A 24,646-nucleotide genomic window follows, 5' to 3' on the forward strand; every position below is an offset into this window, starting at 1 on the left:
AAGGATTACTCTGCATCCGGAATCTCATCATACTGGTCATTACTTTCCTTAATTGTCACACCCTGCTTTGCAAAATCAATCTTGTCCCATATTTTCTCATCTTCATTGATTTGTGAATTTTTTCTCCACTTCTCAATCAGACCATCATACTGCTCTTTCTTGCGCTCTTCAACAATATTCTTCTTTTCCTGATCTGTCGCCCCACGGTCTAACAGACTTGTCAGCTTACCGACATACAGACCATAATCCGATTCAATCACATCTGTCACGCCGCCTTCCGTCTCCAATGCATCCACCGCTTCTACCAGCTTTGCATCAGGTGAAACAGAATCAGAATCAAATGTTGTAGATTGTACTTCATATCCTGCTGCCTGTGCTGCCGCGTCAATATCTTTTGCGTCACTGTCTTTCAAATTTTTCGCAAATTCCTGGGCAGTCTTCTTGAGATCCTTTTTCTCCTCGTCTGTCATATCTTTACTATTACCCTCTTCATCTTTTGTAGAATATGCAAAATAGACATACTTCATACTCTTCTGAGCGGCTTCCTCATCAGACACTTCTTCATCCACACCTTCCTTCATCGGTGCATCCATCTTATAAGCAATTGTCGTCAGGCGCAGGTACTCTTCTACATATTTCTGATAACCGGAAACTGCCTCCTTATCCTCTAAGGCATTGTCCTCATCAAACTTGACTGCCGCTTCCTGAATATCCTTCAATTCCTCTTCTGTTAATACTACCTCATACTCACTTGCATGCTGCTTCATCAAATAAAGGTTCTCCAGGGATGTCAGCAGACTTTCCTTCACCGACTCTTCATATGTCGTTCCTTCCTCATCTACCTGCTGTGTCCACATTGCCTCTCCTGAAGTTCCCATCATACTTGCATAATAACTCTCATACTGTGCCTGCTGCATTCTCGCATAGAAGTTTGCCATTCCCGCTGTAATCTCATCATTCCCCACGGTTGCCACAACTTCGTCACTATCGAAAGAACCACAGCCTGTCATAGTTGCCATAACCAGCATTCCTGCCAAACCTGCTGCCGTTCTTTTAAACATCTGTCTCATAACTACACTGTGCGCCGTCTTCTTTATCTTCTGCGGCACACACTCCTTTCCGTATCTCAGTCTAAATATTTTTCTTATATATTATAAAACTTCTTTCTTATTCTAACAAGCCTTTTATATCATTTAACAGCTTTTTCACAAGTTCCAGTGTATCTTCATCCTTCTCACGCTTATTTTTCCCATTTCTCTGATACAGGAAAAAAGGCGGATTCTCCGGCTTAAACACGAGAGAATTGCCGTAGGACTGAATCAGCAGCGGAATCTTCTGCGGCTCTACCTTTGCATTTTCATGCATAATAAACTTAAGCTCATCATTTTTTTGCTCCACCCCAGTCACATAAGCCGAGTGAGCCAGCGCCTTCAAAGCCGCAATCTTCAAAAGCTGCTGCACCTTCTTCGGAATATCTCCAAAACGGTCGATCAGTTCTTCCACCATATCGTCCATTTCCTCTTCATTCTCAATTCCGGCAATTCTCTTATAAATATCCAGCTTCTGGAATTCATTCGGTATATATCCATTTGGGATATAAGCGTCCACATTCAGATCCATTGTAGTAGCAAATACATACTCGTCCAGTTCTCCCTTCTCCTGTTTCACCGCCTCTCCCAGCATCTTACAGTACAAATCATATCCAACAGCTTCCATATGTCCGTGCTGCTCCGCGCCAAGAAGATTTCCGGCTCCCCGGATTTCCAGATCCCGCATAGCAATCTTAAATCCCGAACCAAGATCCGTAAATTCCCGAATTGCTGCCAGACGCTTTTCCGCCACCTCTTTGAGCAGTTTATCCCGTCTGTAGAGAAGAAATGCATAAGCCATGCGGTTAGAGCGCCCTACACGTCCGCGGAGCTGATATAACTGAGAAAGTCCCATCTTATCCGCATCGTGGATAATCATTGTATTGGCATTAGCTATATCAAGCCCTGTTTCAATAATTGTTGTAGATACCAGTACGTCAATGTCGCCGTTGATAAAATCGTACATGATATTTTCCAGCTGACGCTCATTCATCTGTCCGTGGGCGAACGTGACATTTACATCAGGAACCAGCTTCTGAATCCGTCCTGCCACATCCGCAATGTCGCCAACCCGGTTGTATACATAATACACCTGTCCGTCACGAGAAATCTCCCGCTCAATTGCTTCTCTGACCATCTCGTCATTGTATTCCATGACATAAGTCTGAATCGGCATCCTGTCCATAGGCGCCTCTTCCAGTACACTCATATCACGGATTCCGATCAGACTCATATGCAGTGTTCGAGGAATCGGTGTTGCAGTCAGTGTAAGTACATCAATATTATCCCGTAATCTTTTAATCTTCTCCTTGTGGGTCACGCCGAATCTCTGTTCTTCATCAATGATCAAAAGTCCCAGATCCTTGTACTGCACATCTTTGGACAACACACGGTGGGTTCCGATCACCACATCCACCAGTCCCTTTTTCAAATCCTCAACCGTCTTTTTTTGCTCCGCCGGCGTACGGAAACGGCACAGCAGATCTACCCGCACCGGAAAATCCTTCATCCGCTGAGAGAATGTATTGTAATGCTGCTGCGCTAATATCGTTGTGGGCACAAGATAAACGACCTGTTTCCCCTCTTGTACTGCTTTGAATGCCGCACGGATCGCAATCTCTGTCTTTCCAAATCCCACGTCCCCGCAGATCAGACGATCCATGATCTTGTGGCTTTCCATATCCTTTTTTGTATCTTCGATTGCCTGTATCTGATCATCTGTCTCTTCAAACGGAAACATTTCTTCAAATTCCTTCTGCCATACCGTATCCGGCTCGTATACATAGCCATCCGCCTGCTGCCGCGCCGCATACAGTTCCACCAAGTCCTTCGCCACAATTTTCACAGCCTTTCGGACCTGATTTTTCGTCTTTGTCCACTGGCTCGTGCCAAGCTTGTTCAGCGTCGGTTTCTTTGCGTCTTTGCCTGCATATTTCTGGATCAAATCCAACTGAGTCGCCGGAATATAAAGATTTCCGTCACCTGCATAGGTAATCTTCATATAATCCTTTGTAATCTTATCTATTTCTATCTTCTCGATTCCCTGATAAATTCCCAGACCGTGATTCTCATGCACCACATAGTCACCGGTCTTTAACTCCGAAAAATTCTGAATCTTCTGCCCGTCATACTGCTTCCGCTTCTTTTTCTTCTTTTTCCGTCCAAAAATATCTGACTCTGCAATGACCATAAACTTCAGCATCGGATACTCATATCCTTCGTTTACATGCCCATAAGTAACAAGTATCTCGCCTTCCTTCACTTCCCGCTCAGTTTCCTCACTGTAAAAACTGCTCAGGTCATAATCCCGCAAATCCTCCGCCAGACGTCTCGCCCTTGTGCGTGAGCCGGACAGCAAAACAACACGGTATCCACTGCGCTTCAGGCGCTTTAAATCCCGTGTCAGCATCTCAAAACTGTTGTTATATGGATTCACACTTTTTGTATGAATAGAGTAAGTTTTTCTAACCGTAAAACTGCCGCATTTAGATTCCAGTGTAGTAAATCCGATACTGCTGTAATCATTGATTTTCTCCACAATTGAGTCTGGTGAAAATACCTGCAAATCACCGCTCTCACCATAGATTCCTCGGTTAGTTCCGCTTTCTGCCTCTGCCCAGTCTATATCCTCCTCCGAAAATGTATCCCTTTCACCAATTCCCCGGTTTATAAGACTCTTTCGATACTCCGCCTCCACTTCTGTGCATCGTTCGATCAGACGGACAGGTTCATCCAGAAACAGCAGTGTATTCTTCCTCGGAAAATAGTCCAGAAAAGACACACACGACTGTTCATCCCCTGTCAGCTCTGACGCCGGGTAGATGATAATCTCTTCCAGGTTCTCGATGGAACGCTGGCTTTCCACATCAAATGCCCGCAGAGAATCAATCTCATCTCCCCACCACTCGATCCGCACCGGTACTTCCTCTGTCAGCGGGTAAATATCCAGGATCCCGCCGCGGACAGCAAACTGTCCAGGTCCTTCAATCTCAATTTCACGTACATATCCCATCTCTGCCAGCAGGTACTGCAGTTCAGTCAAGTCCACGGCATCCCCGGATTTCAGACTAATCTGGCTGCCTGAAAATTCCTCCAGAGGAAGAAGCCCGTCCAGGAGCGCGTCCGCCGTCGTAATAACTGTCAGTTCTTCCTCTTTCTCTGCTTCGATCAATGCACGTACCGCTTCCATCCGCTGCCCGAGCAGGTATTTTCCCTTAATATCAGCATGATAAAACAGCAAATCCTTTGCCGGATAATAATACACGTTATCATCCAAAAAACGATATTCATCATATGCCTGTTTTGCCTTTTCATCACTGGAAAAGACCCCCAGACGATATCTGACACCGCCGCCGAGAGCGTACATCAAATGTGTCTTCTGGGAGCTCACACAGCCTGCGATCTGCACCATTCCATATTCTTTTGTCCGCGTCTTAATAATCTCTTCGTAATCCGCCAGTTCTGCAAGCGGCATTGTCAATGCTCTCATAATTGTTATGCTTCCTTCTTTTTCCGGTTATATTCATTCATTGCTTCTGTTATCTTGTCCTGAACGATCAATTCGGCGGCATGTATCGCCTTATCATATCCCCCGTCCATCAGTTCCTGTTCCGCCTTAGAAAAATGCCCCAGCACATAATCCGCCAGATCATATTTCGGCGGTTTTTCACCGACACCTACTTTAATCCGCGGGAACACCTGACCGCCCAGATGTGCGATGATATTTTTGATCCCGTTATGCCCTCCGGCGCTTCCCTTCGCACGGATCCGGATCTGACCGTTATCCAGACTGACATCGTCATAAATGACAAGCAGTTCCCCTTCTTCATCTATTTTATAGTAATCCAAAAGACTTCGCACACTCTCGCCGCTTAAGTTCATATATGTCTGAGGCTTCGCCAGAATCACCTTCTGCCCCTCTATCATTCCCTTGCCGATATAGGCCCGGTGCTTCTTGACGTCTACAGAAATATTATATTTCTCCGCCAGTCTGTCTATCACTTCAAATCCTACATTATGTCTTGTTCCTTCGTATTCCTTAGATGGATTGCCAAGACCTACGATAATAAACATATTCTTCACCTCAAATAAATTTACGTTTTCTAATATTTACGCCGCTATTTATTGTACATGAATCCGGCGGCTTTGTCACGGGGATATCACACTTTTATGGGAATAAATCCCTTTTGTTCTACATATATTAATAAAAAATCGTTATTAACATATCAGGGGGCACTTATGAGATCTAAGACGAAAATTGTTGTTCTTCACATGAAAGAAATTATATACACCGCTGTTTTTCTTGCGCTTGGCATCCTGCTTATCTTTCTGCTTGTATTTATGTTCAGACCAGGAAGCGGCAAGAAAGCAGCCGGTGCTGACAAACAATACACTCCCGGTATCTATACTTCCACACTTACACTGAATAATACCAATCTGGAAGTAGAAGTCACAACAGGTGAATCCCGGATAGAGTCCATTCGTTTTGCTAATCTGGATGAAACTGTTACTACCATGTTTCCGCTGATCCAGCCTGCCATTGAAGAAATTGCCGACCAGATTTACGAGACCCAGTCACTGGAAAATATCAAAATATCCGATGAGACCCCATATACTTCTCAAGTCATTCTGGATGCCATCTCTGAAGCATTAGGAAAAGCCGCAGCTGATTGATCTGCGGCTTTTCCGTTGCTATTTTTTAGTTTCATATTTTGCATTTTTGTATTTAACAGCTATACAAATAAGTAAAGTAACAATAATACATGTTGGAAATAATACACAAAAATATTTCATAAAAAGTATAAAGCAAACTTTAAACTCCACACTATCCTTGATAAAAACAGCTACTGGAGAAATCAGCGAAAAAGCAAAAGCAAAAATAAACCCATATAGAAACAGTAAATATAACGTAGCTCCTTTAAGTTTCCATAGGTCTTGCCTTATATAGCCTACGGTTGCCCATGTTCCTCCTATTACCATTGCTATAAATTCCCCCATAATTGAAGTTATGTACATATTAAAAACGAATAATTGTATTACAATTGTTACAATCAAAATAATATATGTAACTATAAATGCAGGACTTTCAGCCCTTTGTCTTTTTCTCTGTTCTTCGTTATCTTTACAAAAAAACATTTTAACCTCCACTTCTCCGCCTTTCAGCTAGCAACATAAATAATTATAAAAATAAGCCTTACAGATTCATCCGCAGATATATCATATCTACAAGCTGTATTCCCTCTTCATAAATGGGATGGTCATAATTGTCCACAAAGAAATTTTTCATCACATGGGATTTCCGAAACCCACATTTCTCATAAAAAGGAATCGTCAGTTGACTGTCCCCTGTTCCAGCCTGCAGCACATCAAAGGAATCTGTGTATTGCTTCTTCACGAATTCAATCATTGCTCTGCCATATCCTTTTTTCTGACTCTCTGGCGCAACTGCCAAATTTTTAATTTCCAAAATCCGTTTCCCCTCTTCTTGCCCCTCATCAGTCACAACACAAACTACTTTTACATCCTGTTCTTCCAGCACATACATGGTTCCTCTGTTCAGATAGCTTTCAATCATACTCTCCTGCTCATCCGCAAGGAGAAGAAGCGGCAAATATTTCTTTTTATTTTCAATTATCTCACAAATCATCCTTCATATTTCCTTTACAATTCAACAGATTCTTTATTTCCGGCTCTTCCAGTATATATGCCGTATCTTCATCCTGACGGATACTGTCGATCAATACTTCCTGTAATTTTGATCCGAAGGTTTTGTCAGCCTCCTTTGTCTGAATATGGCGGTATAACGGAGACTGATTGATATTCCACTTCCGGGTAAGTGATTTCAACATGGAACTCATCACTTTTGCCGCCTTTACACGTTGTTTTGTTGCAGAATAAAACAGTGCATGAGCAGCATAAGAGTTATACTCCCACAAATCGAATAACTTTGCACTATTTTTAGAAACATTGGCTATATATTCTGCATCTTCCATACGATTTTCTTTAATTGCAATTTCCAGAAGCAGCATCAAAATATTATAAATATTACTGGTAACAAGCAACATCTGTTCCTCTGCCATTTTAGCTGCCGCACCCAAATCTCCTGTTTCTATCCACAAACCAATCTGAAGCTGTTTTTTATCAAAAAAATCCTTATCCGGCAGCGAATCCAGTAATTCCTGTGCTTGTTCATACTCTTTCCGTTTTCTGTACTTTGAAATCAACATTGCCTTCGCCTGATTTCTCACAGCGCTGTCCTGACTATCTAAAACACGGCGATACAACGCTTCTATCGTATTTTGATACTCTTCCCTTCCTTTTATTTTCATATTCATGACCAGCAGCCCTTCTAATAAAGTGGCTGTCTTTAAAATCAACGGATAACAGGTTGGAAACTGCCTGATTTTATCCTGTGCAATATCGAAAACCTTGTCGATTCCTTCCTTTTCAGCCATCTCCGCCAAATAATTCATAAACAATCCAATCTCTTTCTCTGACAGATCATCTTGAAAAGATAACAACGTATTCAGATCCGTATCCAACAGTCTTGCCAAAGCCGGAAGCAGTGTAATATCTGGATAAGACATACCTTTCTCCCACTTATTTACGGCGGGAGCCGTCACTCCTAGATATGCAGCCATCTGTTCTTGAGTTAATTTTTTTGCAGTACGGCGTTCTTTGATAATTTCATTTATTTTCACAATATTTTTCCTCCTGGACCAATGGACAAATGATACGTTTCTAATTAAATTATAATTCTCCGTCCGCCATATCACAATTAACCGCTTATTAAATAATAGTGTAAAAAATTAACTACTGGTGAATATAAACATACATCACATTTTTTTCATTCCTCATTATTACTCCCTTCTTTTTCACAATATAAATTTAGTCTGTGTAACGCCCTTGTACAGGCAACATACAAAAGATTTTTATCATCTTCTGTATTGTAGTTTTGTTTGTCCGCATCACAGATCAAAACAGCATCAAATTCTAAACCTTTAGACATGTATACTGGTATAACAAACACCCCCTGTAAATCTGATATGCTGCCGTTTCTTATTAATTGAATATCCAGTCTATGTTTTATTCTCTCATATAAGCGGATGGAATTGCTTTCGGTTTTGCATATTAAACCTATTGACTGAAACCCTTTTTTCTGACAAATTTCCACTTCTTTTACAATCTTGTCAATAAAGCGTTCAGGGTTATCATCTGTGAATACTGCCGGACTGTCCCCTTTACGGTTAAAACTTTTTATCTCTGGACTTTGTTCAATGAATTTTAAACTAAAATTCAAAATTTCATTTGTACAACGGAAACTTTTATTTAATGTGATAAGAGATGATTTTTTCTTATCCAATATTTTTTGAATTTGCCCGTATAGAGACATATTCTCTTTCTTTGCAATAGTTTGATTCATATCTCCTAAAACTGTAAATTTTGCTTTTGAAAATAATAAACCAAAAATCTCATATTGAAGCGGATAATAATCCTGTGCTTCATCGATAACAACCTGCCTGATACTTTTATATACAGTGGTTCCATATATCTTTAAATGCAAATACGTGATTGCTATTGCATCATCATAATGCAGACAGCCTGTTTTCAGATTTTCCCTTGTGGATCTCCATATTTCCTTTATACTTTCCGAAGGCTTATCATTTTGAATCAGAGTGTAAAAATAGTCTTCATTATCAAATAAAATCTGGTATATTTTAACAACATCTATCTTAATAAATTTCTGGATTTCTTGCTGCACCAGATTTTTTTCTGTTTTAAATCCCCGTCCCTTTCCTGTGCCGAATATCGATTCTAAAACATAATCTTCTAACTGCTCTAATTTTATACCCAGCGGTGTTTCCGCCCTTCCTGTGATTTTATCCTTTAACGTTTGTTTTTTTACAACACATTTTCCTTCATAATATATATCATCAAATTCAATCCATCGATATGGAATGTCATAAAGAAACCGGTCCAGCATTTCCTTAAAGAGAGTCGATGTTTTAAATTCAATACTGTTTTTATGAACTTCTTTAAATTGTGAATGGGTAATTATTGTTTCTAAAAACTCATTTCTTGACTGAATTTTTCTGCCCTTAAGTATTGTATCAAGCATATCTTCAAATACGACAGAAACAACATTTTCTTCACCCAGTTCTGGTAAGACATCGGAAATATACTGCTCAAAAATTGTGTTAGGAGAAATAATCATTATATTATTTGCGGACAACTTTTTCTCTAATCCCTGATACATCAGATACGCCGCCCGGTGAAGCGCTATAGATGTTTTGCCGCTTCCCGCCACTCCCTGAACCATTAACAGATCATTTTCCATATCCCTGATCACAACGTCCTGCTCCTGTTGTATGGTTTCAATTATCGCTTTCATTTTTGCAGTCGTATTCTGTGACAGCAGTTGCCTCAAAAATTCATCAACGATCTGCACATCAGCATCAAAAAAGTATTCCAGTGTTCCGTTCTTTATTTCGTATTGTCGTTTTAAACCAAGTTTACCTGTCACACGTCCGCATGGAGCATCATAAAATGCTTCTCCCGGCATAAAACGGTAAAAAATACTTGCAATCGGAGATCTCCAATCATAAACGTACATTTCCTGGCGATCATTTTTCTTTAATGAAGATTGCCCGATATATATTTTTTCAAAATCCTCCTCATCTTCAAACTTAAAATCAATCCTTGCGAAATAAGGCGACTTTATCATATTTTGCAGCAAAAATATCTTATGTTCCTCTTCTTCGTAATCAATAATATTGTCTGTTACAGGGTTCATGTACTGGTTTAATTCAACCAGTGCCTCAAATCCGTCCGAATTATATAGACTTGTAATTCCATGTACTGTATTTTCACGAGCTTCTTTTTTTGCCTCAATAATTTTCGCTTTCTTTTTCTCAGCCATATCTTTCGCCCGTTTTAATTGCTCCCCGGCTAAAGCTACTGTCTGTTTTAACCTTTCTTCCTCATATTTTTTCTCGGATTGATTATTTCCCATAATAATATACTCCTCCCTGATAAAAAATAAACTGTGTACTTGGATCTGCGTATTTACTGCACTAACCGTAAGAAACCATACAACTGCTGGAAAAATCCATCGCCCAAAGCGATTTTACACGGGTTTTTACAGATTACCGCGAACAGAGCGGGCAGCAATCCTAAGTTAGTTTAGCACACATTAATCCACATATACAGCCTTGTAATCATGGAGTCTGCATGGTAATATTATAGTGGGAAGAGGATTTCATATACCTCATGCAAATCTGTTATTTCGTAATCTATTTTATATTCCTCTGCCGCTTTTTTCTTTCCCGGATTATACCAGCATGTAATGATTCCGGCATTGTTGCCTCCCTTGATATCACTGGTCAGGGAATCTCCGACAATCAGTATCTGCTTCTTATCGACCTCCCCAAAAGCCTCAAACACCTTATCAAAAAATCCTATATTTGGTTTTTCGGTTCCAAGCTCTTCAGATAAAAAAATACCGTCCATCACTTCTCCGATTCCTGACAGGCGCAGCTTTTTTGTCTGTGCAGCCACGGTTCCATTAGAGACTACATATTGCTTTACTTTCCCCTGAAGAGATCTGATAATATCCAGACTGTCGTCACAATACACAATCGTATCACCCAGACGAAGCTGATATTTCTCATTGAATTCTTGCGCTATTGATATGTCAATTCCTTCTTCTTCAAAAAATTCTATAAAACGTCCTACCAGCACTTCCCGCTTTGTAATTTCTCCGCGCTCCAGCCGTTCCCAATATTTCCTGTTAATTTGGGAATAACGCTGAATTCTCTCGTCTGAACATTCCCCTAATCCATATTCCTTAAACAGAGCTTTCATCGCTGCCTTTTCTGCAGCAATAAAATTCAATAAAGTTCCGTCAACATCCCATAATATTGTTGTAATCATTTTAAATTCCCCTTTCGTATATGTTCCTGAAGAATCTCTTCTGTTACCTCAAACAGTTTCTTAGATCCCAACGCGGTTTTGCTCTGGCGCTTATATACATTTTCTGCGGTCACATCATGCTCTTTCCAGTCTCCGCCGTTATTACTGTGATTCAAAAGCAAGGGCTGAAGATTGTCCATGGCACGCGCAAACTTCGCCTCCGGTGTCTGATATTCCTCAAATTCATCAAATAAAGCCGTTAATCCTAACTTTTGTTCCTCCGGCAAAATGGAAAAAATACGTTCCTTCGCCGCGTCTTCCCTTGCCTTCTGAGTCTGAAGCCCTTCTGTATCATATGCATATGTATCCCCTGCATCAATTTCTACAATATCATGAATCAGGCACATCAGCATAACCTTAGTGATATCCACCTCTTCATTGGCATATTCCCGCAGCAGATATGCCATAATCGCAAGATGCCATGAATGCTCGGCATCATTTTCATTTCTGCCTTTCCCTGATAAATGTGTCTGTCTGAATATATTTTTCGCTTTATCAATTTCTAATGCAAATGCCAATTGCCTTTTCATACGCTCATCCATTTTGCCTTCTCCTTTTCCATTCATAATCCTGTACAAGTTGTCACTTCTGGTTATATCATATGATGTTATTGTACCAAGTCAACAGCACTAAGGCTAGTCCCGAATATATGATTTTAAGGAAGGTAAATTATGAATGTGCCGGGACACTTATAAAAGAAAAGTTATGCCTGGCACTCAGACCTAAGCATAACTTTTCTTACTTTTCATTCATTTCTTAACCTTCCACGATCAGGTATTGTCCATTTGGAAGCGGAAATACCTCGGATGCCTCCTCTAGTTCATCGGAACTCATAGAATCTACATCTGTTCCATTTTCTTCAAAATATTCCCGTACTTCATCCAGGGAATCTACCACAACTGCCATACAGTCCTCCAGAAATGCTTCTGCCTCTTCCAGACTCTCCGCCACCGGCTCGTCAAATAACTGTGACTGTTTCTTCAAAAAAGTCACCAAACACTCCTCACTGTACTCATTCATGTTACAAAACCTCCCTATTTATCAACTTCATAATCTCCTGAGGGGAATCTGCGATATTCTCTGCGCCTGCATCCTCCAGGACACTTCGTTCCCGAAATCCCCATGCCACACCGATGGTAAGCATACCCGCCGCCAGTCCTGTTGCCACATCCACCTCCGAATCACCAATATATACTGTTTCTTCCGGTGAAGCGCCCAGCTCACTGGCAATCTGAAGTGCCGCCGTTGGATCCGGTTTTCTCGGCACATTGTCTTTCTGCCCCTGAATCCACTGAAATCTATTCTTGCCGAAAATCTCTTCAACTACATGAACAGCCTGTCTATGGGGTTTATTTGACAATACTGCCAGTTCAATTCCTTTTCGGCTCATCTCTTCCAGCATGGAGATCACTCCAGAATATGGTATTACATGATATGTGCAGTTTTCATCAAATATACGTCCATATCTCTCCATCGCCTCATCCATACGGCTTAAATGTTCTTTTCCAGATACAGACACCGCCTTTTCCATTAGAAAACGCGCGCCATTACCGACAAATGCCCGGCACTGTTCCTCTGTAATCTCTGGGAGATCCATCTCCTTCAGTGTTTCATTTACAGAAAAAGTCAAAGATTCCAATGTATCTGTCAATGTTCCGTCCAAATCAAATATGCAGGCCTTATACATCTCTTCCCATCCTTTTGTAAATATTTCTTTGATATACATATGATAGTATGAAGCCATAAAAATTTCAACAATAAATTTAACTGAAATCTATCTTTTTTTACCGATTAAAGGAAAACATCATTTTCCAAGCAGATACTGTCGCATGACCTTCAGCGCATTTTTCTCCAGCCGGCTGACTTGAGCTTGGGAAATGTCAATCTGTTCCGCTACTTCCATCTGTGTCTTACCTTCAAAGAAACGAAGCTTGATAATGTAGCGTTCCCGTTCATTTAACCGTTCCATCGCCGCTTCCAGGGACAGTTCTTCAATCCAGTTTTCCTCCCTGTTCTTCTTATCACTAACCTGATCCATCACATACAAAGTATCCCCGCCATCACTGTAAACCGGCTCATACAGGCTTACCGGCGCCTGTATTGCATCTAATGCAAATACAATATCTTCCTTAGCGATTCCAATCTCCTCAGCAATCTCCTGCACAGTCGGTTCCTTCATATGCTTCTTCATATATCCTTCCTTCGCATAAATTGCCTTATACGCCGTATCTCGAAGTGAACGGCTTACCCTGATGGAATTATTATCCCTCAGATATCTCCTGATTTCTCCAATAATCATAGGTACCGCATAGGTGGAGAACTTCACTTCCCGGCCCGGGTCAAAATTATCCACCGCTTTCATCAGCCCTACACAGCCAATTTGAAACAAATCATCAGCATTCTCATTACTATTTGCAAATCGCTTGATAACACTTAACACAAGCCGCAGATTTCCTTTAATGTACTCTTCCCTTGCCTCCTCATTTCCCTCCTTGATACGCATAAGCAAAGCTTCCTTTTCTTCTTCTTTCAAAAGTGGAAGCTTCGCAGTATTTACTCCGCATATTTCAACCTTATTCAAAGCCATCGTTTCACATCCTCCTGCCAGATTATTTTGAATCTAGTAGAATTCTGCTCACTATCATTCCGGCTTATTCTATTCATCTATAAAATAAAAAAACTTTTATGCCTTGACATCACCTTCCCGCCTTTTCTCTGTCTAAATAAAAAGAAAACAGCTGAACCCATACGAAATCCAGCTGTTTTTGTAGTATAAAATATTTACTTTCCTACTGCTTTATTAAACTCCTCGATAATCTCCCGCTCTGGTGCACCCGTTGCCAGACTTACAATCACATTCAGCGTAATCGCCACCAAAAATGCCGGAAGCAGTTCATAGATATCCCATGCGCCCCCCATCGGACGCACCAAATACTTCCAGACAAAAATCATGGTTCCGCCGGAGAGCATACTTACCATAGCGCCATAGCGGTTAGAACGTTTCCAGAACAACGCCAGAAGCATCACCGGACCAAATACAGCGCCAAATCCCGCCCATGCAAAGGAAACAATTCCGAACACAGAGCTGTTTGGGTCTATCGCCATGAGCACGCCCATTATAGAAATGACAACCACTGTAATTCTGGCAGCCACAAGAGACCATTTCTCATTCAAATTCAGGTGAAATACACCTTTTAACAAATCCTCAGACACACTTGAAGATGCTGCCAACAACTGGGAATCTGCCGTAGACATGGTACATGCCAGAATTCCCGACATGATCAGCCCTGCAATAATCACACCCACCGCACCAGTCTTGCTCATCAGTGTACCAACCATAATAATCAATTTTTCAGAATCCGCGCCTGTCAACGTATCAATAATTCCGTTCTCTGTCATACTATGTCCCATCAAACCGATAAAAATCGCAACACCCATAGAAATCACAACCCATACAGATGCAATCCTTCTGGAAATCTTCACTTCGTTTTCATCTCGGATCGCCATGAAGCGAAGAAGCACATGAGGCATACCAAAATATCCCAGCCCCCATGCAAGCATGGACGCTATCTTGATTGTTCCGTATTCTGCAGCCGCTCCGTCTACATAGCTCTGTGTCAGGGACAGATAACCTGGCAGTTCTCCTGCATCATTCATCACTACATCTGCTCCGCCTACCGTACTGATACCAAACAATACCACACAAATCAGCGCACCAGTCATAACAATACTCTGGATCAGATCCGTCATACTTGCCGCAGAGAAACCTCCAAGCGTCGTGTATGCCACAATAACAATGGCACTCACAACCATCGCCTGTGCATATGGTACATGAAACAATGTCGAAAACAACTTTCCGCATGCTGCAAATCCAGAAGCCGTATATGGAATGAAAAAGATTACGATAAAAATTGCAGAAATTGCCACTAACAGTTTACTTTTATCTCTGTAACGATTGGAAAAAAATCCTGGAATCGTAATGGAATTGTTGGAAATCTCTGTATATCTTCTCAGTCTCTTTGCCACGATCAGCCAGTTCAAATAAGTTCCGATTGCCAGTCCGATTGCTGTCCATGCAGCATCCGCCACACCTGTCAGATATGCCACCCCCGGAAGTCCCATCAAAAGCCAGCTGCTCATATCAGAAGCCTCTGCACTCATCGCTGTTACGAATGGTCCAAGCCCGCGTCCGCCAAGATAATAATCTCCGGCAGAACTGTTTTTCTTCATGTAATATACTCCGATTGCCACCATTCCCAACAGATAAATGATGATAACTCCAAAAATTCCCCACGTTCTACTATCCATTTGTCTCTCTTTTCCTCGCCTTTCTCTAATTCCTGTAATTCAAATCAGTCTGTTTTGACCGTTTTATCCTATACCGGCATACTCTTTTAGTCCCATCTGCCCCACTTATCACATAAATGGTTAATCTGTGACTCAAATCTGGCTTTGTCTTTATTTGCCAGACCTTCATTCTTATAAATAATATCAAGCAGCCGTCTGCCTGCCGCCAGAAGACGCTCGAATGCCGCATCTGCCTTCTTCTGGGAAGCTTTTTTTGCTTTCACCGGAATCTTAACGCCTGCCGTCAGAATCTCATTTTCTGCCAAATCCACTTCTCCGCTTGGATACGGCGCAAATGCCGGATACCCAAACCTCTCTTCTACAGTGGCTGCAAACTGGTCCGTCACATCATCCTCACCATGTACGACAAAGACATGCTGGACCGGCGTCTCAAATCCCTCCAGCCATCTCAGCAGACCATCCATATCTGCATGACCGCTGACTCCGCGCAGACTTTCTATCCTGGCACGCACTTCTATAGGCTCGCCGAACAGTCTCACACTCTTTTCTCCTTCAATCAGCCGGCGTCCAAGTGTTCCTGCTGCCTGATAACCAACAAACAGAATCGTACATTCTTCTCTCCACAGATTGTGTTTCAGATGATGTCTGATACGGCCCGCATCACACATACCGGAGGCAGAAATTATCACCTTCGGTTTTTCTTTAAAATTAATCATCTTAGAATCTTCGCTTGTTGTAGAAATCTTCAGTCCCGGAAATACAAGCGGATTGATTCCCGCACTGACAAGCTTCAGTGCAGCTTCATCAAAGCATCCCCTCATATTCTTTGTAAATGCTTTCGTTGCTTCTATGGCAAGCGGACTGTCCAGATATACTTCAAAATCCGGATATTCGCTAAGCAGATTCTGCTCCTTGATCTCACGTATAAAATATAACAACTCCTGTGTTCTTCCTACTGCAAAAGAAGGAATGACCACATTGCCTCCCCGTGCAAACGTCTCCCGGAGTACTTTCGTGAAATCACCTACATAATCGATCTTTTCCCCAGTATTGTGCAGCCGGTTGCCATAAGTCGACTCAATAACTACATAATCTGCTTCCTTTGTCTGCTGCGGATCCTTGATGATCGGCTGATTGCTGTTACCCACGTCTCCGGAAAACACAATCTTTTTATGTACATCCCCCTCGGTCAGCCAGATTTCAATACTTGCTGAACCAAGCAAATGCCCCACATCTGTAAACCGGATGTCCACACCTTCACAAAGTGTAATCCGCACCCCGTACTGGCAAGGATGGAACAATTCAATTGCATCCAATGCATCCTGCATCACATATTCCGGCTCGAATTCCGGTATGCCGGCACGCCGGCCCTTACGGTTACGCCATTCTGCTTCAAATTCCTGAATGTGCGCACTGTCCCGAAGCATAATGTTACACAGGTCTGAAGTGGCAAATGTGGTGACAATCTCTCCTTTGAATCCATTCTTTACCAGCTTTGGAACCATACCTGAATGATCAATATGTGCATGTGTTAAAAGTACATAATCCACATCGGTCTCTGGAATCGGCAGTCCTGGATTCTCATACAGATTAGGTCCCTGTTCCATTCCGCAGTCTACCAAAATATTCTTGCCCGCTGCCTGTAGTAAGTGACAGCTTCCGGTAACCTCATGTGCTGCTCCAACAAATGTCAGTTTCAACTTATCCACCAGCCTTTCTTTATAAGATAAAGTTAATTATACCACTTTACCCCACTGCCGTAAAGAAAAACTATTCGTAGCGTATCATCTCCCGTTTCAGCCTTTGCATAATTTTTTTCTCCAGACGTGAAATATAGGACTGGGAAATCCCCAGATAATCTGCCACCTCTTTCTGTGTTTTTTCCTCTCCCTCCGGATCGTCCAGCCCAAACCGCATTTTAATAATCAGTTTTTCTCTGCTGGACAGCTTGTTAATTGCTTTTATAAGCAAACGCCGCTCTGCCTCCGTCTCCAGATCTTTATAAATGGTGTCCTCTTCTGTGCCGAGAATATCCGACAGAAGCAGCTCGTTTCCGTCCCAGTCTACATTTAAAGGTTCATCGATGGATACTTCCAGCTTTGTCTTATTATTTCTGCGCAGATACATCAGAATCTCATTTTCGATACATCGGGAAGCATAGGTTGCCAGTTTGATTTTTTTCGTAGGGTTAAAGGTGTTAATTGCTTTGATCAGCCCAATTGTCCCGATTGAGATCAAATCTTCGACTCCCACCCCTGTATTATCAAATTTCTTGGCTATGTATACGACAAGGCGCAGATTGTGTTCGATGAGAAGTTTTTTCGCCTCCTCGTCATATTCTGTCCCAAGTCGATTGATCACCTCTGTCTCATATTCACTTTCCAGCGGCGCCGGAAGAACCTCCGATCCTCCAATATAATGAATCTCTTTCTGATTAGAAAAGAAAATACTTCTAAAATCAGGTACAATTTTCAATTTAAACTGTTCCGGTACTGCTACTTTTACTACCATGTCTGCACTCCTCCTGTTACAATATGTCCGCGTTTAAAATCATTTGATAATCCTCTTTTTCCGATATCATTTCCCCACAAATACCAAGAATCGGCCGCTCAACCTGACATTCCTGCTCTCCTTTGACACACATTTTTTCCACTCGTACTATCGGCATTACTCCTGTACCATTCACTGTTCTGTACGGAATATATCGAAGTCCAAACAGCGTTTTCATTCCCAGCTGTTTCGCAGTTTTCATGTCTATTACATGTACAGGTTCTTTCGACACTGGATCTGTCAGCCTGTTTCCAGTATCAATTAAAGCCTGAACCGTCTCATTTTTTCCTTCAAAGGACAAAACAACCTCCAATATCCTTTTTTGATGATTTCGTACTTGTGTAAACATTTTCCAGCATCCTGCCAAAATCATGTAAGAAATCACCGACACTGCAAAAAACAAGCTTCCTGCGTGTAAATACGGCTGAAATATCTGTAAGATTCCACTCAGTAAAAATGCAGAGACAAACAGTACGCCTATTCCTCTTTGCCATTCCCTCCACGTACGTAATTTGACCCCCGCCATCAGCATCACAGTACTGATCCCAAACAGACTCAGTACTGCTTTGAGAACTCCGGGCATGGGAATTACAAACACCAGGCATGTCAATACTGATCCCACAGCGCCTCCAAAAAATACCTGAAGCACCGGCACTTTCCTTTTGAGAACCTTTCGCACTGCCAGTAAAAGCAGCGAATCCATCATAAAATTTGTAAAAAATAATACGTCTATATAAACCTCATAATGCATATCACTACACTCCGTTCCGCGTTATGCACGGCAAATGTACATTCCTTTACTGAACGACAAAACACATTATATAAGGTATTCATTTGAAACTTTGTCAGATACTGACGAGAAAAACAAAAGATGTTTCGACACCAACCGGAGACACTCAAAACAGTCCACCGGACTGTTTTATCGCATGCATGGCATCGAACAAAGCAGACAAAAAACCGGCAGAGGAAATCCCTGCCGGTTATATATACTCTTTATTTCTTAAAAAAATCCGGAATCTTGATAGACTGCTCTTTTACAGTACCAGACGGAGTTCTTGGCTGCTGCAGTGTCGGCATTGTACCTCCTGTTGTTCTTGGCGCAACTGTTCTGCCCACTGCTCTGTTCTCCAAATCTACACTTCTGCTTACCATATCTCCTGACGGAAGAATAGAACCAACCTTCTGCTGTCCTTCCAGTCTTGCTTTCAGCTTAGAGGAACTTCCGCCTACATTGTGCAGCCCTGTCGCAATAACAGTAATGGTGGCTTCATCTGACTTGTTGTCGTCATATGTAGCACCAAAGATAATGTTTGCGTTCTCTCCTGCCAGTTCCTGCACATACTCTGCTGCATCAGATGCATCCATAAGAGTGATGTCACCGGATACGTTAATGATAACGTGTGAAGCTCCCTGAATGGTCGTCTCAAGCAACGGACTTGCAACCGCCTGCTTAACAGCCTCAAGAGCCTTGTCATCACCGCGCCCCGCACCGATACCGATGTGAGCGATACCCTTGTCCTTCATAACAGTCTGAACATCTGCAAAATCTAGATTAATCAATGATGGTACATTGATCAGATCAGTAATACCCTGAATACCCTGCTGCAATACTTCATCAGCCTTCTTCAGAGCTTCCGGCATTGTTGTTCTTCTGTCTACTACTTCAAGCAGCTTGTCATTCGGAATGACAATCAATGTATCTACATTTTCTTTCAGCTTGTCGATACCTGCAAGAGCATTCTGCATACGAGTCCTGGACTCAAAGCGAAACGGCTTTGTAACAACACCGACTGTTAACGCACCCATATCTTTTGCTATACGTGCTACAACCGGAGTAGCTCCTGTACCTGTACCGCCGCCCATACCACAGGTAACAAATACCATGTCTGCGCCTTTGATCGCTGCCGAAATCTCTTCTGAACTTTCTTCTGCTGCCTTTTCCCCTACCTCAGGCTGTGCTCCGGCACCCAGTCCTTTCGTCAGTTTCTCGCCAATCTGCATAAGTGTCGGTGCCTTGCAAAGCTGCAGCGCCTGCTTATCTGTATTAATTGCGATAAACTCTACACCTGCAATCTGTTCATCAATCATTCTGTTTACGGCATTGTTACCGCCTCCGCCGACTCCAATGACGATTATTCTTGCAGCTGCTTCTGATTCGTTGGTTTTAATTTCTAACAAGAGTATTTCCTCCTTTGTCGTCTTATTAATTAAATTATTATACATCCCTTTTAGATTAAATTATACACTCCAATAAGTATATAATAATGTCTTTCTTGCAAATAATCAATAGATTTTTATGTATTTTCCTGTTTTTTTATATAATTCAGCATCTTCAAACAATTTTCCTTCTCGAATCCCGTTGATTTATCACTGCCATACTGTTTCTTCAGAAGTATCCCATGTGATGTCCGAAGCTCCGTCCCATATATTCTCTCCATATGTATCATCACCAGCTGCACCGGCAGTATCTTCGGACGGCTCTCCCTCTGCTGTTTCTGCCGGCTGGGGGTCTGGCACAAACCGAATATAAGAATCAAAATTCGCATAATTTTCCAGGTGAAGAACCCCCGCCTGACCCGGATACAGTTCCTGAAGTTTCGCCAGAATCGGAACTGTCTGGTTCAGCTTCTTTGCAAAATCACTGCTCCCCACCTGTACCCTGACTACACCAAAATACAACGTCAGATCACTTCCGTCACAGCTAATTTTATCCGCTGTCAGTTCTGCCTTGTTCAGAATCCCGGTAATGGAATGAATAGCCTCAAAAACCTTCTTATCCGTAACCGGAAGCATCTTTCCCAGCTTGACTTTATCTGTATCCAGTTCCATTCCTTCAATATAAGGAACCCCTTCGATCACATCCGGTGTCTTTAGGCATGCCATACCATCCTTATCAAAATACAGCCATTCTCCGTTAACATCCACACGACCGCTGAATGCCTTTTCTGTTAATTGTATGTTCACTTCCCAGGGTGCCTTTAATTTTACTTTTATCTTCTCGACCGTCGGAAGCTGTTCAATATCATCCTTGTTATATTTCCACAATATATATAATGTGTTGGAAGAATATTTGCCAGACTGCACCCACTCTTTCACTTCCTGAACAAGAGTATACTGATTGCCCGTCACATTGATTTTCTTTGTTTCAAAAAGCTTTAAGGTAAGATAACAAAGAATCACCAGTATTGTTATGACGCCCAGCAATGTAAAGACAGCCCTCCAGAGAGCTCTGCGTCTTTTTCTTCTTTTCTTTCGTGCCATCTGTCATGTCCTCCTCCACGTAGTTCATTTTACCAGATTCGATACACTTAACACAAGCCCCATTTCTAATAAAAGAAATAAAACCGATGTACCTCCATAACTAATAAAAGGCAGCGTGATTCCCGTATTCGGTATGGAATTGGTCACGACAGCAATATTTAAAATCACCTGAATCATCATATGTGCCATAGCTCCCGACGCAATGAGCGCCCCCTGCAAATCTTTTGCCTTTGTAGCAATAATGAAAAACCGCCATATTAATATCAAAAATAAAATAACGATCAGCCCTGCGCCTACCAGTCCCAGTTCCTCACATATGATAGAAAATATCATATCATTCTGAGCTTCTGGAAGAAACCCCAGTTTCTGTACGCTTTCTCCCAGTCCCCTGCCAAAAAGCCCGCCGGAACCAATTGCATACAGACCTTGCAAAGTTTGATAACCCTTCTCATATTTTTCCGGATTGCGCCAGATAGCGATGCGTTCCAGACGATAACTTTCCAATGCCAGAAAAATTGTCATAAACCCAACTGCCGCCGCTGCCATCCAGATAAACTGAGAATATTTCGGGCTTGCCACGAATATCAGCACTGCCGCGATTCCTAAAATGATAATCGCTGTACTTAAGTTACTTGCTCCGACCAGTCCCACGATTGGAAATACCGGAATCATGACTTTGACCAGCGTGGAGAAGTTTCCCATTTTTTTGACATTTTTTGTAACAAGACATGCCAGAAACAAAATAAGCGCCACCTTTGCAAACTCAGATGGCTGAAAAGAAACAGGGCCCAAAGACAGCCATCTTTTGGACCCATTATACTCGTCTCCCACGAAGATTACCGCAACAGATAAAAGCACCGCCGCCAGATATCCAAGCCCCGCAAGCGGTACCCACTTATGATAATCAATGTCCGCCATTATAAACATTCCTGCAATTCCCAACGCAGATGCAAATCCCTGTTTTTTCAGATAGTAAAAAGGATCATTGAACTTGACCTGACCGTTGTACGCACTCGTACTATACAAAAGCACCAGACCGATGCCAACGAGCAGCAGTATCACGATCAGCATTGTATAATCATAATGCTGTTTCTTTGCCGGACGCTCCAATCTAAATTCACTCCTTATAACTGATTTACAAGTTCTTTGAATTTATCTCCGCGTTCTTCATAGTTGCTGAACATTCCCCAGCTTGCACAGGCAGGTGATAAAAGAACTGCGTCTCCCGCCTCTGCGTGTTCCACACAGATCTGTACTGCCTCTTCAAATGTGTCGGCAAAAACAATCGGCTCAAAACCGTGCTCTCTTGCCTCTTTTGCTATTTTCTCTTTCGTTGCGCCGATCAGCACCAGCTTCTTCACTTTCCCGTCAAATGCATCGATCCATTCTCCATAAGAAGAATCTTTATCATATCCGCCTCCGATCAGAAGGGTCGGCCGGTTCATTGCCTGAATGCCCTTGATTGCCGCATCCGGGTTAGTTCCTTTGGAATCATTGTAATAAGCGACTCCTTTCTTCTCTGCAACAAATTCAATTCTGTGTTCCACGCCCTGAAATGCGCGGATTGCCCTGCGGATACTCTCCATAGGCACTCCATAAGCTGCCGCCATAGCAACTGCCGCCATTACATTTTCATAATTATGGGTTCCCAGCAATTTCAAATCATTTACATTGCAGACCTTTACTGGCTCTCCCACATTATAAATGATATCGCCGTCTTCCAGATAGATTCCTCTTTCCAGTTTATGCTGACTGCTGAAATACAGAACCTTTGCCGTCAGATTTTCTCCGAATCTGCGTGTCACCTCATCCTCATAATTCAGGACACAGGTATCTTCTGCTGTCTGATTCTTCGCAATATTTTTCTTTGCTTCAATATATGCTTCCATCGTATGATGACGGTTCAAATGATCAGGACTGATGTTCAAAACTGCACTAACCTTCGGTGCAAATGTACGTACCGTTTCTAACTGAAAGCTGCTCATTTCCGCTACTGTAACAGAATCCTCCGTCTGTGTCAGCGCCACGCTTGTGTATGGATTTCCAATATTGCCTACCACATAAGTATGTTCCTTATACGCCTTCATAATTTCTCCCAGAAGCGCTGTTGTGGTCGTCTTGCCGTTAGTCCCTGTAATAGCAAGCACATCTCCTTTTCCATACGTATATGCCAGTTCAATCTCTCCCCAGATCGGAATATTTTTTTCCCGCATCCGGTCTACAACCGGCAAATCTGTAGGTACTCCCGGACTCATCACAATTAAGCTGATCCTATCCATAATGTCCTCCGGCAGTTTCCCCAGAACAATCTGAACATTTCCTGTTACCTCACCGGACACATTACTTAATATCTCCTCCCGGATTTTCTCCGGCTCCAGCTTCTCATTCCCGTCATGCAATACCACATCTGCGCCTTCTTTCAGCAAAAGCCGGCTTGCAGCCACACCGCTGATCCCAGAACCGAATACCAGTACAAATTTTCCCTTTATATCCATTTCCCTATACCCCCATCAGTGCGATCAGGCAAAGAACTGCAGTAACAATAGAGAATACTGCTACAACCCGTGTCTCGGACCATCCGCACAGTTCAAAATGATGATGGATCGGCGCCATCTTAAAAAACCGTTTTCCTCCGGTTTTCTTAAAATATGTCACCTGAATCATAACAGACAGTACTTCGATCACATAAATCAGTCCTACAATGATAATAAACAGCGGCATTTGCATCAGATATGCCGTGCCTGCCACAAACCCGCCAAGCGCAAGAGAACCTGTATCTCCCATAAATACACTTGCCGGATACACATTAAACAGAAGAAAGCCCATCAGCGCCCCAACTACCGCACAGGTAATCGGTTCTATCCCGCTCTTGGTCCCCACTGCCACAACCGTGAAAAATGTTGCCACAAGCACTGTCACACTAGAAGCGAGACCATCCAGTCCGTCCGTAAAGTTCGTTCCATTTACCGTTCCCAGCACGGCGATAAACAGTACTGGAATCGCAAAAAATCCCAAATCCAGATATGCCCCTCCTGAAAACGGGATCAGCATTGTAAGCGGAACTTTTGCTACCTTTACTACATAAAATGTAAAAACCGCAGTTACCACAATCTGCAATGCCATCTTCTGCATTGGAAAAAGTCCATCAGACCGTTTCATTACAACCTTCAGATAATCATCCAGAAATCCGATCAGTCCGAATCCCGCCGTTAAAAACAAAACCGGAATAATCTTAGGATAATCTTTCACATAAAACAGGGATGTGATTACTACACTTGCCAGAATCATCACTCCGCCCATAGTCGGGGTGCCTGCCTTTTTCAGATGAGACTGCACGCCTTCTTCCCGCTCAGTCTGCCCCATCTTCAGTTTTCTTAAAAAAGGGATTACAATTGGTCCCATAATCAGACTTAATAAAAATGATATCAAAACCGGAATCACTACATGATTTACCATATATCCACCTC

Annotated in this window: 22 protein-coding genes; 1 reads left to right on the plus strand and 21 read right to left on the minus strand. The window is 42.3% G+C overall.

Translation table 11 applies throughout. The annotated features are described in order from the left end of the window. Positions 1 to 5 precede the first annotated feature (5 nt). Genes NFS18_RS07780 through pth form a run of 3 tightly spaced genes read right to left on the minus strand, consistent with a single transcriptional unit; the run spans position 6 to position 5,162 of the window. On the minus strand, positions 6 to 1,109 hold the full coding sequence (locus NFS18_RS07780; RefSeq protein ID WP_331477596.1) for a SurA N-terminal domain-containing protein: 1,104 nt from the start codon (positions 1,107 to 1,109) through the stop codon (positions 6 to 8). A 58-nt stretch (positions 1,110 to 1,167) separates the two neighbouring features. Continuing rightward, positions 1,168 to 4,578: a transcription-repair coupling factor gene (gene mfd, locus NFS18_RS07785; RefSeq protein ID WP_251389521.1), complete on the minus strand. Its 3,411-nt coding sequence runs from the start codon at positions 4,576 to 4,578 to the stop codon at positions 1,168 to 1,170. Positions 4,579 to 4,583: 5 nt separating this feature from the next. Further along, positions 4,584 to 5,162 carry an aminoacyl-tRNA hydrolase gene (gene pth / locus NFS18_RS07790; RefSeq protein ID WP_251389522.1) on the minus strand — a complete coding sequence of 193 codons (579 nt, stop codon included), beginning with the start codon at positions 5,160 to 5,162 and terminating at the stop codon, positions 4,584 to 4,586. A 165-nt stretch (positions 5,163 to 5,327) separates the two neighbouring features. On the opposite strand from pth, the gene NFS18_RS07795 reads away from it, so the two are divergent. Next, positions 5,328 to 5,762, plus strand: coding sequence for an FMN-binding protein (locus tag NFS18_RS07795; RefSeq protein WP_251389523.1), 435 nt, complete (start codon positions 5,328 to 5,330; stop codon positions 5,760 to 5,762). 18 nt (positions 5,763 to 5,780) lie between these two features. On the opposite strand, the gene NFS18_RS07800 is transcribed toward NFS18_RS07795, so the two are convergent. The 18 genes from NFS18_RS07800 to mraY form a co-directional block, all read right to left on the minus strand. Continuing rightward, positions 5,781 to 6,224, minus strand: a complete 444-nt coding sequence (locus tag NFS18_RS07800) for a DUF6773 family protein (RefSeq protein ID WP_251389524.1) — start codon at positions 6,222 to 6,224, stop codon at positions 5,781 to 5,783. A gap of 58 nt (positions 6,225 to 6,282) precedes the next feature. Then, a complete protein-coding gene (locus NFS18_RS07805) occupies positions 6,283 to 6,735 on the minus strand; it encodes a GNAT family N-acetyltransferase (protein WP_251389525.1) in 453 nt (150 codons plus the stop codon). Further along, positions 6,725 to 7,789 carry a helix-turn-helix domain-containing protein gene (locus tag NFS18_RS07810; RefSeq protein WP_251389526.1) on the minus strand — a complete coding sequence of 355 codons (1,065 nt, stop codon included), beginning with the start codon at positions 7,787 to 7,789 and terminating at the stop codon, positions 6,725 to 6,727. The genes NFS18_RS07805 and NFS18_RS07810 overlap by 11 nt, the downstream gene beginning before the upstream one ends. A 146-nt stretch (positions 7,790 to 7,935) precedes the next feature. Continuing rightward, complete coding sequence (locus NFS18_RS07815; RefSeq protein ID WP_251389527.1) at positions 7,936 to 10,101, minus strand: HelD family protein; 2,166 nt, start codon at positions 10,099 to 10,101, stop codon at positions 7,936 to 7,938. A gap of 227 nt (positions 10,102 to 10,328) precedes the next feature. Then, entirely contained in the window at positions 10,329 to 11,021 is a 693-nt protein-coding gene (locus tag NFS18_RS07820; RefSeq protein ID WP_251389528.1) for a YjjG family noncanonical pyrimidine nucleotidase, read from the minus strand. Next, entirely contained in the window at positions 11,018 to 11,602 is a 585-nt protein-coding gene (locus NFS18_RS07825; protein ID WP_251389529.1) for an HD domain-containing protein, read from the minus strand. Before NFS18_RS07825 ends, NFS18_RS07820 begins: the two co-directional genes overlap by 4 nt. A gap of 214 nt (positions 11,603 to 11,816) precedes the next feature. Further along, on the minus strand, positions 11,817 to 12,080 hold the full coding sequence (locus NFS18_RS07830; RefSeq protein ID WP_251389530.1) for a glyoxalase: 264 nt from the start codon (positions 12,078 to 12,080) through the stop codon (positions 11,817 to 11,819). A 1-nt stretch (position 12,081) separates the two neighbouring features. Further along, a complete protein-coding gene (locus NFS18_RS07835) occupies positions 12,082 to 12,747 on the minus strand; it encodes an HAD family hydrolase (RefSeq protein ID WP_251389531.1) in 666 nt (221 codons plus the stop codon). Positions 12,748 to 12,864: 117 nt separating this feature from the next. Continuing rightward, positions 12,865 to 13,647, minus strand: a complete 783-nt coding sequence (sigG, locus tag NFS18_RS07840) for an RNA polymerase sporulation sigma factor SigG (protein WP_251389532.1) — start codon at positions 13,645 to 13,647, stop codon at positions 12,865 to 12,867. A gap of 194 nt (positions 13,648 to 13,841) precedes the next feature. Further along, positions 13,842 to 15,368 carry a sodium/proline symporter gene (locus tag NFS18_RS07845; protein WP_251389533.1) on the minus strand — a complete coding sequence of 509 codons (1,527 nt, stop codon included), beginning with the start codon at positions 15,366 to 15,368 and terminating at the stop codon, positions 13,842 to 13,844. Positions 15,369 to 15,454: 86 nt separating this feature from the next. Beyond that, complete coding sequence (locus NFS18_RS07850) at positions 15,455 to 17,068, minus strand: MBL fold metallo-hydrolase RNA specificity domain-containing protein (protein WP_251389534.1); 1,614 nt, start codon at positions 17,066 to 17,068, stop codon at positions 15,455 to 15,457. A 70-nt stretch (positions 17,069 to 17,138) separates the two neighbouring features. Then, on the minus strand, positions 17,139 to 17,879 hold the full coding sequence (sigE, locus tag NFS18_RS07855) for an RNA polymerase sporulation sigma factor SigE (protein ID WP_251389535.1): 741 nt from the start codon (positions 17,877 to 17,879) through the stop codon (positions 17,139 to 17,141). Positions 17,880 to 17,895: 16 nt separating this feature from the next. Continuing rightward, positions 17,896 to 18,669 carry a sigma-E processing peptidase SpoIIGA gene (locus NFS18_RS07860; protein WP_251389536.1) on the minus strand — a complete coding sequence of 258 codons (774 nt, stop codon included), beginning with the start codon at positions 18,667 to 18,669 and terminating at the stop codon, positions 17,896 to 17,898. Positions 18,670 to 18,911: 242 nt separating this feature from the next. Then, on the minus strand, positions 18,912 to 20,096 hold the full coding sequence (ftsZ, locus tag NFS18_RS07865; protein ID WP_251389537.1) for a cell division protein FtsZ: 1,185 nt from the start codon (positions 20,094 to 20,096) through the stop codon (positions 18,912 to 18,914). Between the two features lie 189 nt (positions 20,097 to 20,285). Further along, positions 20,286 to 21,179 (minus strand): cell division protein FtsQ/DivIB, encoded by an 894-nt coding sequence (locus NFS18_RS07870; RefSeq protein WP_251389538.1) that lies wholly within the window; start codon positions 21,177 to 21,179, stop codon positions 20,286 to 20,288. Between the two features lie 24 nt (positions 21,180 to 21,203). Continuing rightward, complete coding sequence (locus NFS18_RS07875) at positions 21,204 to 22,289, minus strand: FtsW/RodA/SpoVE family cell cycle protein (protein WP_251389539.1); 1,086 nt, start codon at positions 22,287 to 22,289, stop codon at positions 21,204 to 21,206. A 14-nt stretch (positions 22,290 to 22,303) separates the two neighbouring features. Beyond that, positions 22,304 to 23,674, minus strand: a complete 1,371-nt coding sequence (murD, locus tag NFS18_RS07880) for a UDP-N-acetylmuramoyl-L-alanine--D-glutamate ligase (protein ID WP_251389540.1) — start codon at positions 23,672 to 23,674, stop codon at positions 22,304 to 22,306. A 4-nt stretch (positions 23,675 to 23,678) separates the two neighbouring features. Further along, complete coding sequence (mraY, locus tag NFS18_RS07885) at positions 23,679 to 24,635, minus strand: phospho-N-acetylmuramoyl-pentapeptide-transferase (protein WP_251389541.1); 957 nt, start codon at positions 24,633 to 24,635, stop codon at positions 23,679 to 23,681. Positions 24,636 to 24,646 lie beyond the last annotated feature (11 nt).

The sequence above is a fragment of the Mediterraneibacter agrestimuris genome, from assembly GCF_943193195.1.
Lineage (GTDB): Bacteria > Bacillota > Clostridia > Lachnospirales > Lachnospiraceae > Schaedlerella > Schaedlerella agrestimuris.

Bases quoted from the DNA above. Each gene is read 5' to 3' on its own strand.
- mfd (WP_251389521.1), bottom strand. From the start codon at position 4,578: ATGAGAGCATTGACAATGCCGCTTGCAGAACTGGCGGATTACGAAGAG.
- pth (WP_251389522.1), bottom strand. From the start codon at position 5,162: ATGTTTATTATCGTAGGTCTTGGCAATCCATCTAAGGAATACGAAGGA.
- NFS18_RS07795 (WP_251389523.1), top strand. From the start codon at position 5,328: ATGAGATCTAAGACGAAAATTGTTGTTCTTCACATGAAAGAAATTATA.
- NFS18_RS07800 (WP_251389524.1), bottom strand. From the start codon at position 6,224: ATGTTTTTTTGTAAAGATAACGAAGAACAGAGAAAAAGACAAAGGGCT.
- NFS18_RS07805 (WP_251389525.1), bottom strand. From the start codon at position 6,735: ATGATTTGTGAGATAATTGAAAATAAAAAGAAATATTTGCCGCTTCTT.
- NFS18_RS07815 (WP_251389527.1), bottom strand. From the start codon at position 10,101: ATGGGAAATAATCAATCCGAGAAAAAATATGAGGAAGAAAGGTTAAAA.
- NFS18_RS07820 (WP_251389528.1), bottom strand. From the start codon at position 11,021: ATGATTACAACAATATTATGGGATGTTGACGGAACTTTATTGAATTTT.
- NFS18_RS07825 (WP_251389529.1), bottom strand. From the start codon at position 11,602: ATGGATGAGCGTATGAAAAGGCAATTGGCATTTGCATTAGAAATTGAT.
- NFS18_RS07830 (WP_251389530.1), bottom strand. From the start codon at position 12,080: ATGAATGAGTACAGTGAGGAGTGTTTGGTGACTTTTTTGAAGAAACAG.
- NFS18_RS07835 (WP_251389531.1), bottom strand. From the start codon at position 12,747: ATGTATAAGGCCTGCATATTTGATTTGGACGGAACATTGACAGATACA.
- sigG (WP_251389532.1), bottom strand. From the start codon at position 13,647: ATGGCTTTGAATAAGGTTGAAATATGCGGAGTAAATACTGCGAAGCTT.
- NFS18_RS07845 (WP_251389533.1), bottom strand. From the start codon at position 15,368: ATGGATAGTAGAACGTGGGGAATTTTTGGAGTTATCATCATTTATCTG.
- sigE (WP_251389535.1), bottom strand. From the start codon at position 17,879: ATGGTAGTAAAAGTAGCAGTACCGGAACAGTTTAAATTGAAAATTGTA.
- NFS18_RS07860 (WP_251389536.1), bottom strand. From the start codon at position 18,669: ATGCATTATGAGGTTTATATAGACGTATTATTTTTTACAAATTTTATG.
- NFS18_RS07870 (WP_251389538.1), bottom strand. From the start codon at position 21,179: ATGGCACGAAAGAAAAGAAGAAAAAGACGCAGAGCTCTCTGGAGGGCT.
- murD (WP_251389540.1), bottom strand. From the start codon at position 23,674: ATGGATATAAAGGGAAAATTTGTACTGGTATTCGGTTCTGGGATCAGC.
- mraY (WP_251389541.1), bottom strand. From the start codon at position 24,635: ATGGTAAATCATGTAGTGATTCCGGTTTTGATATCATTTTTATTAAGT.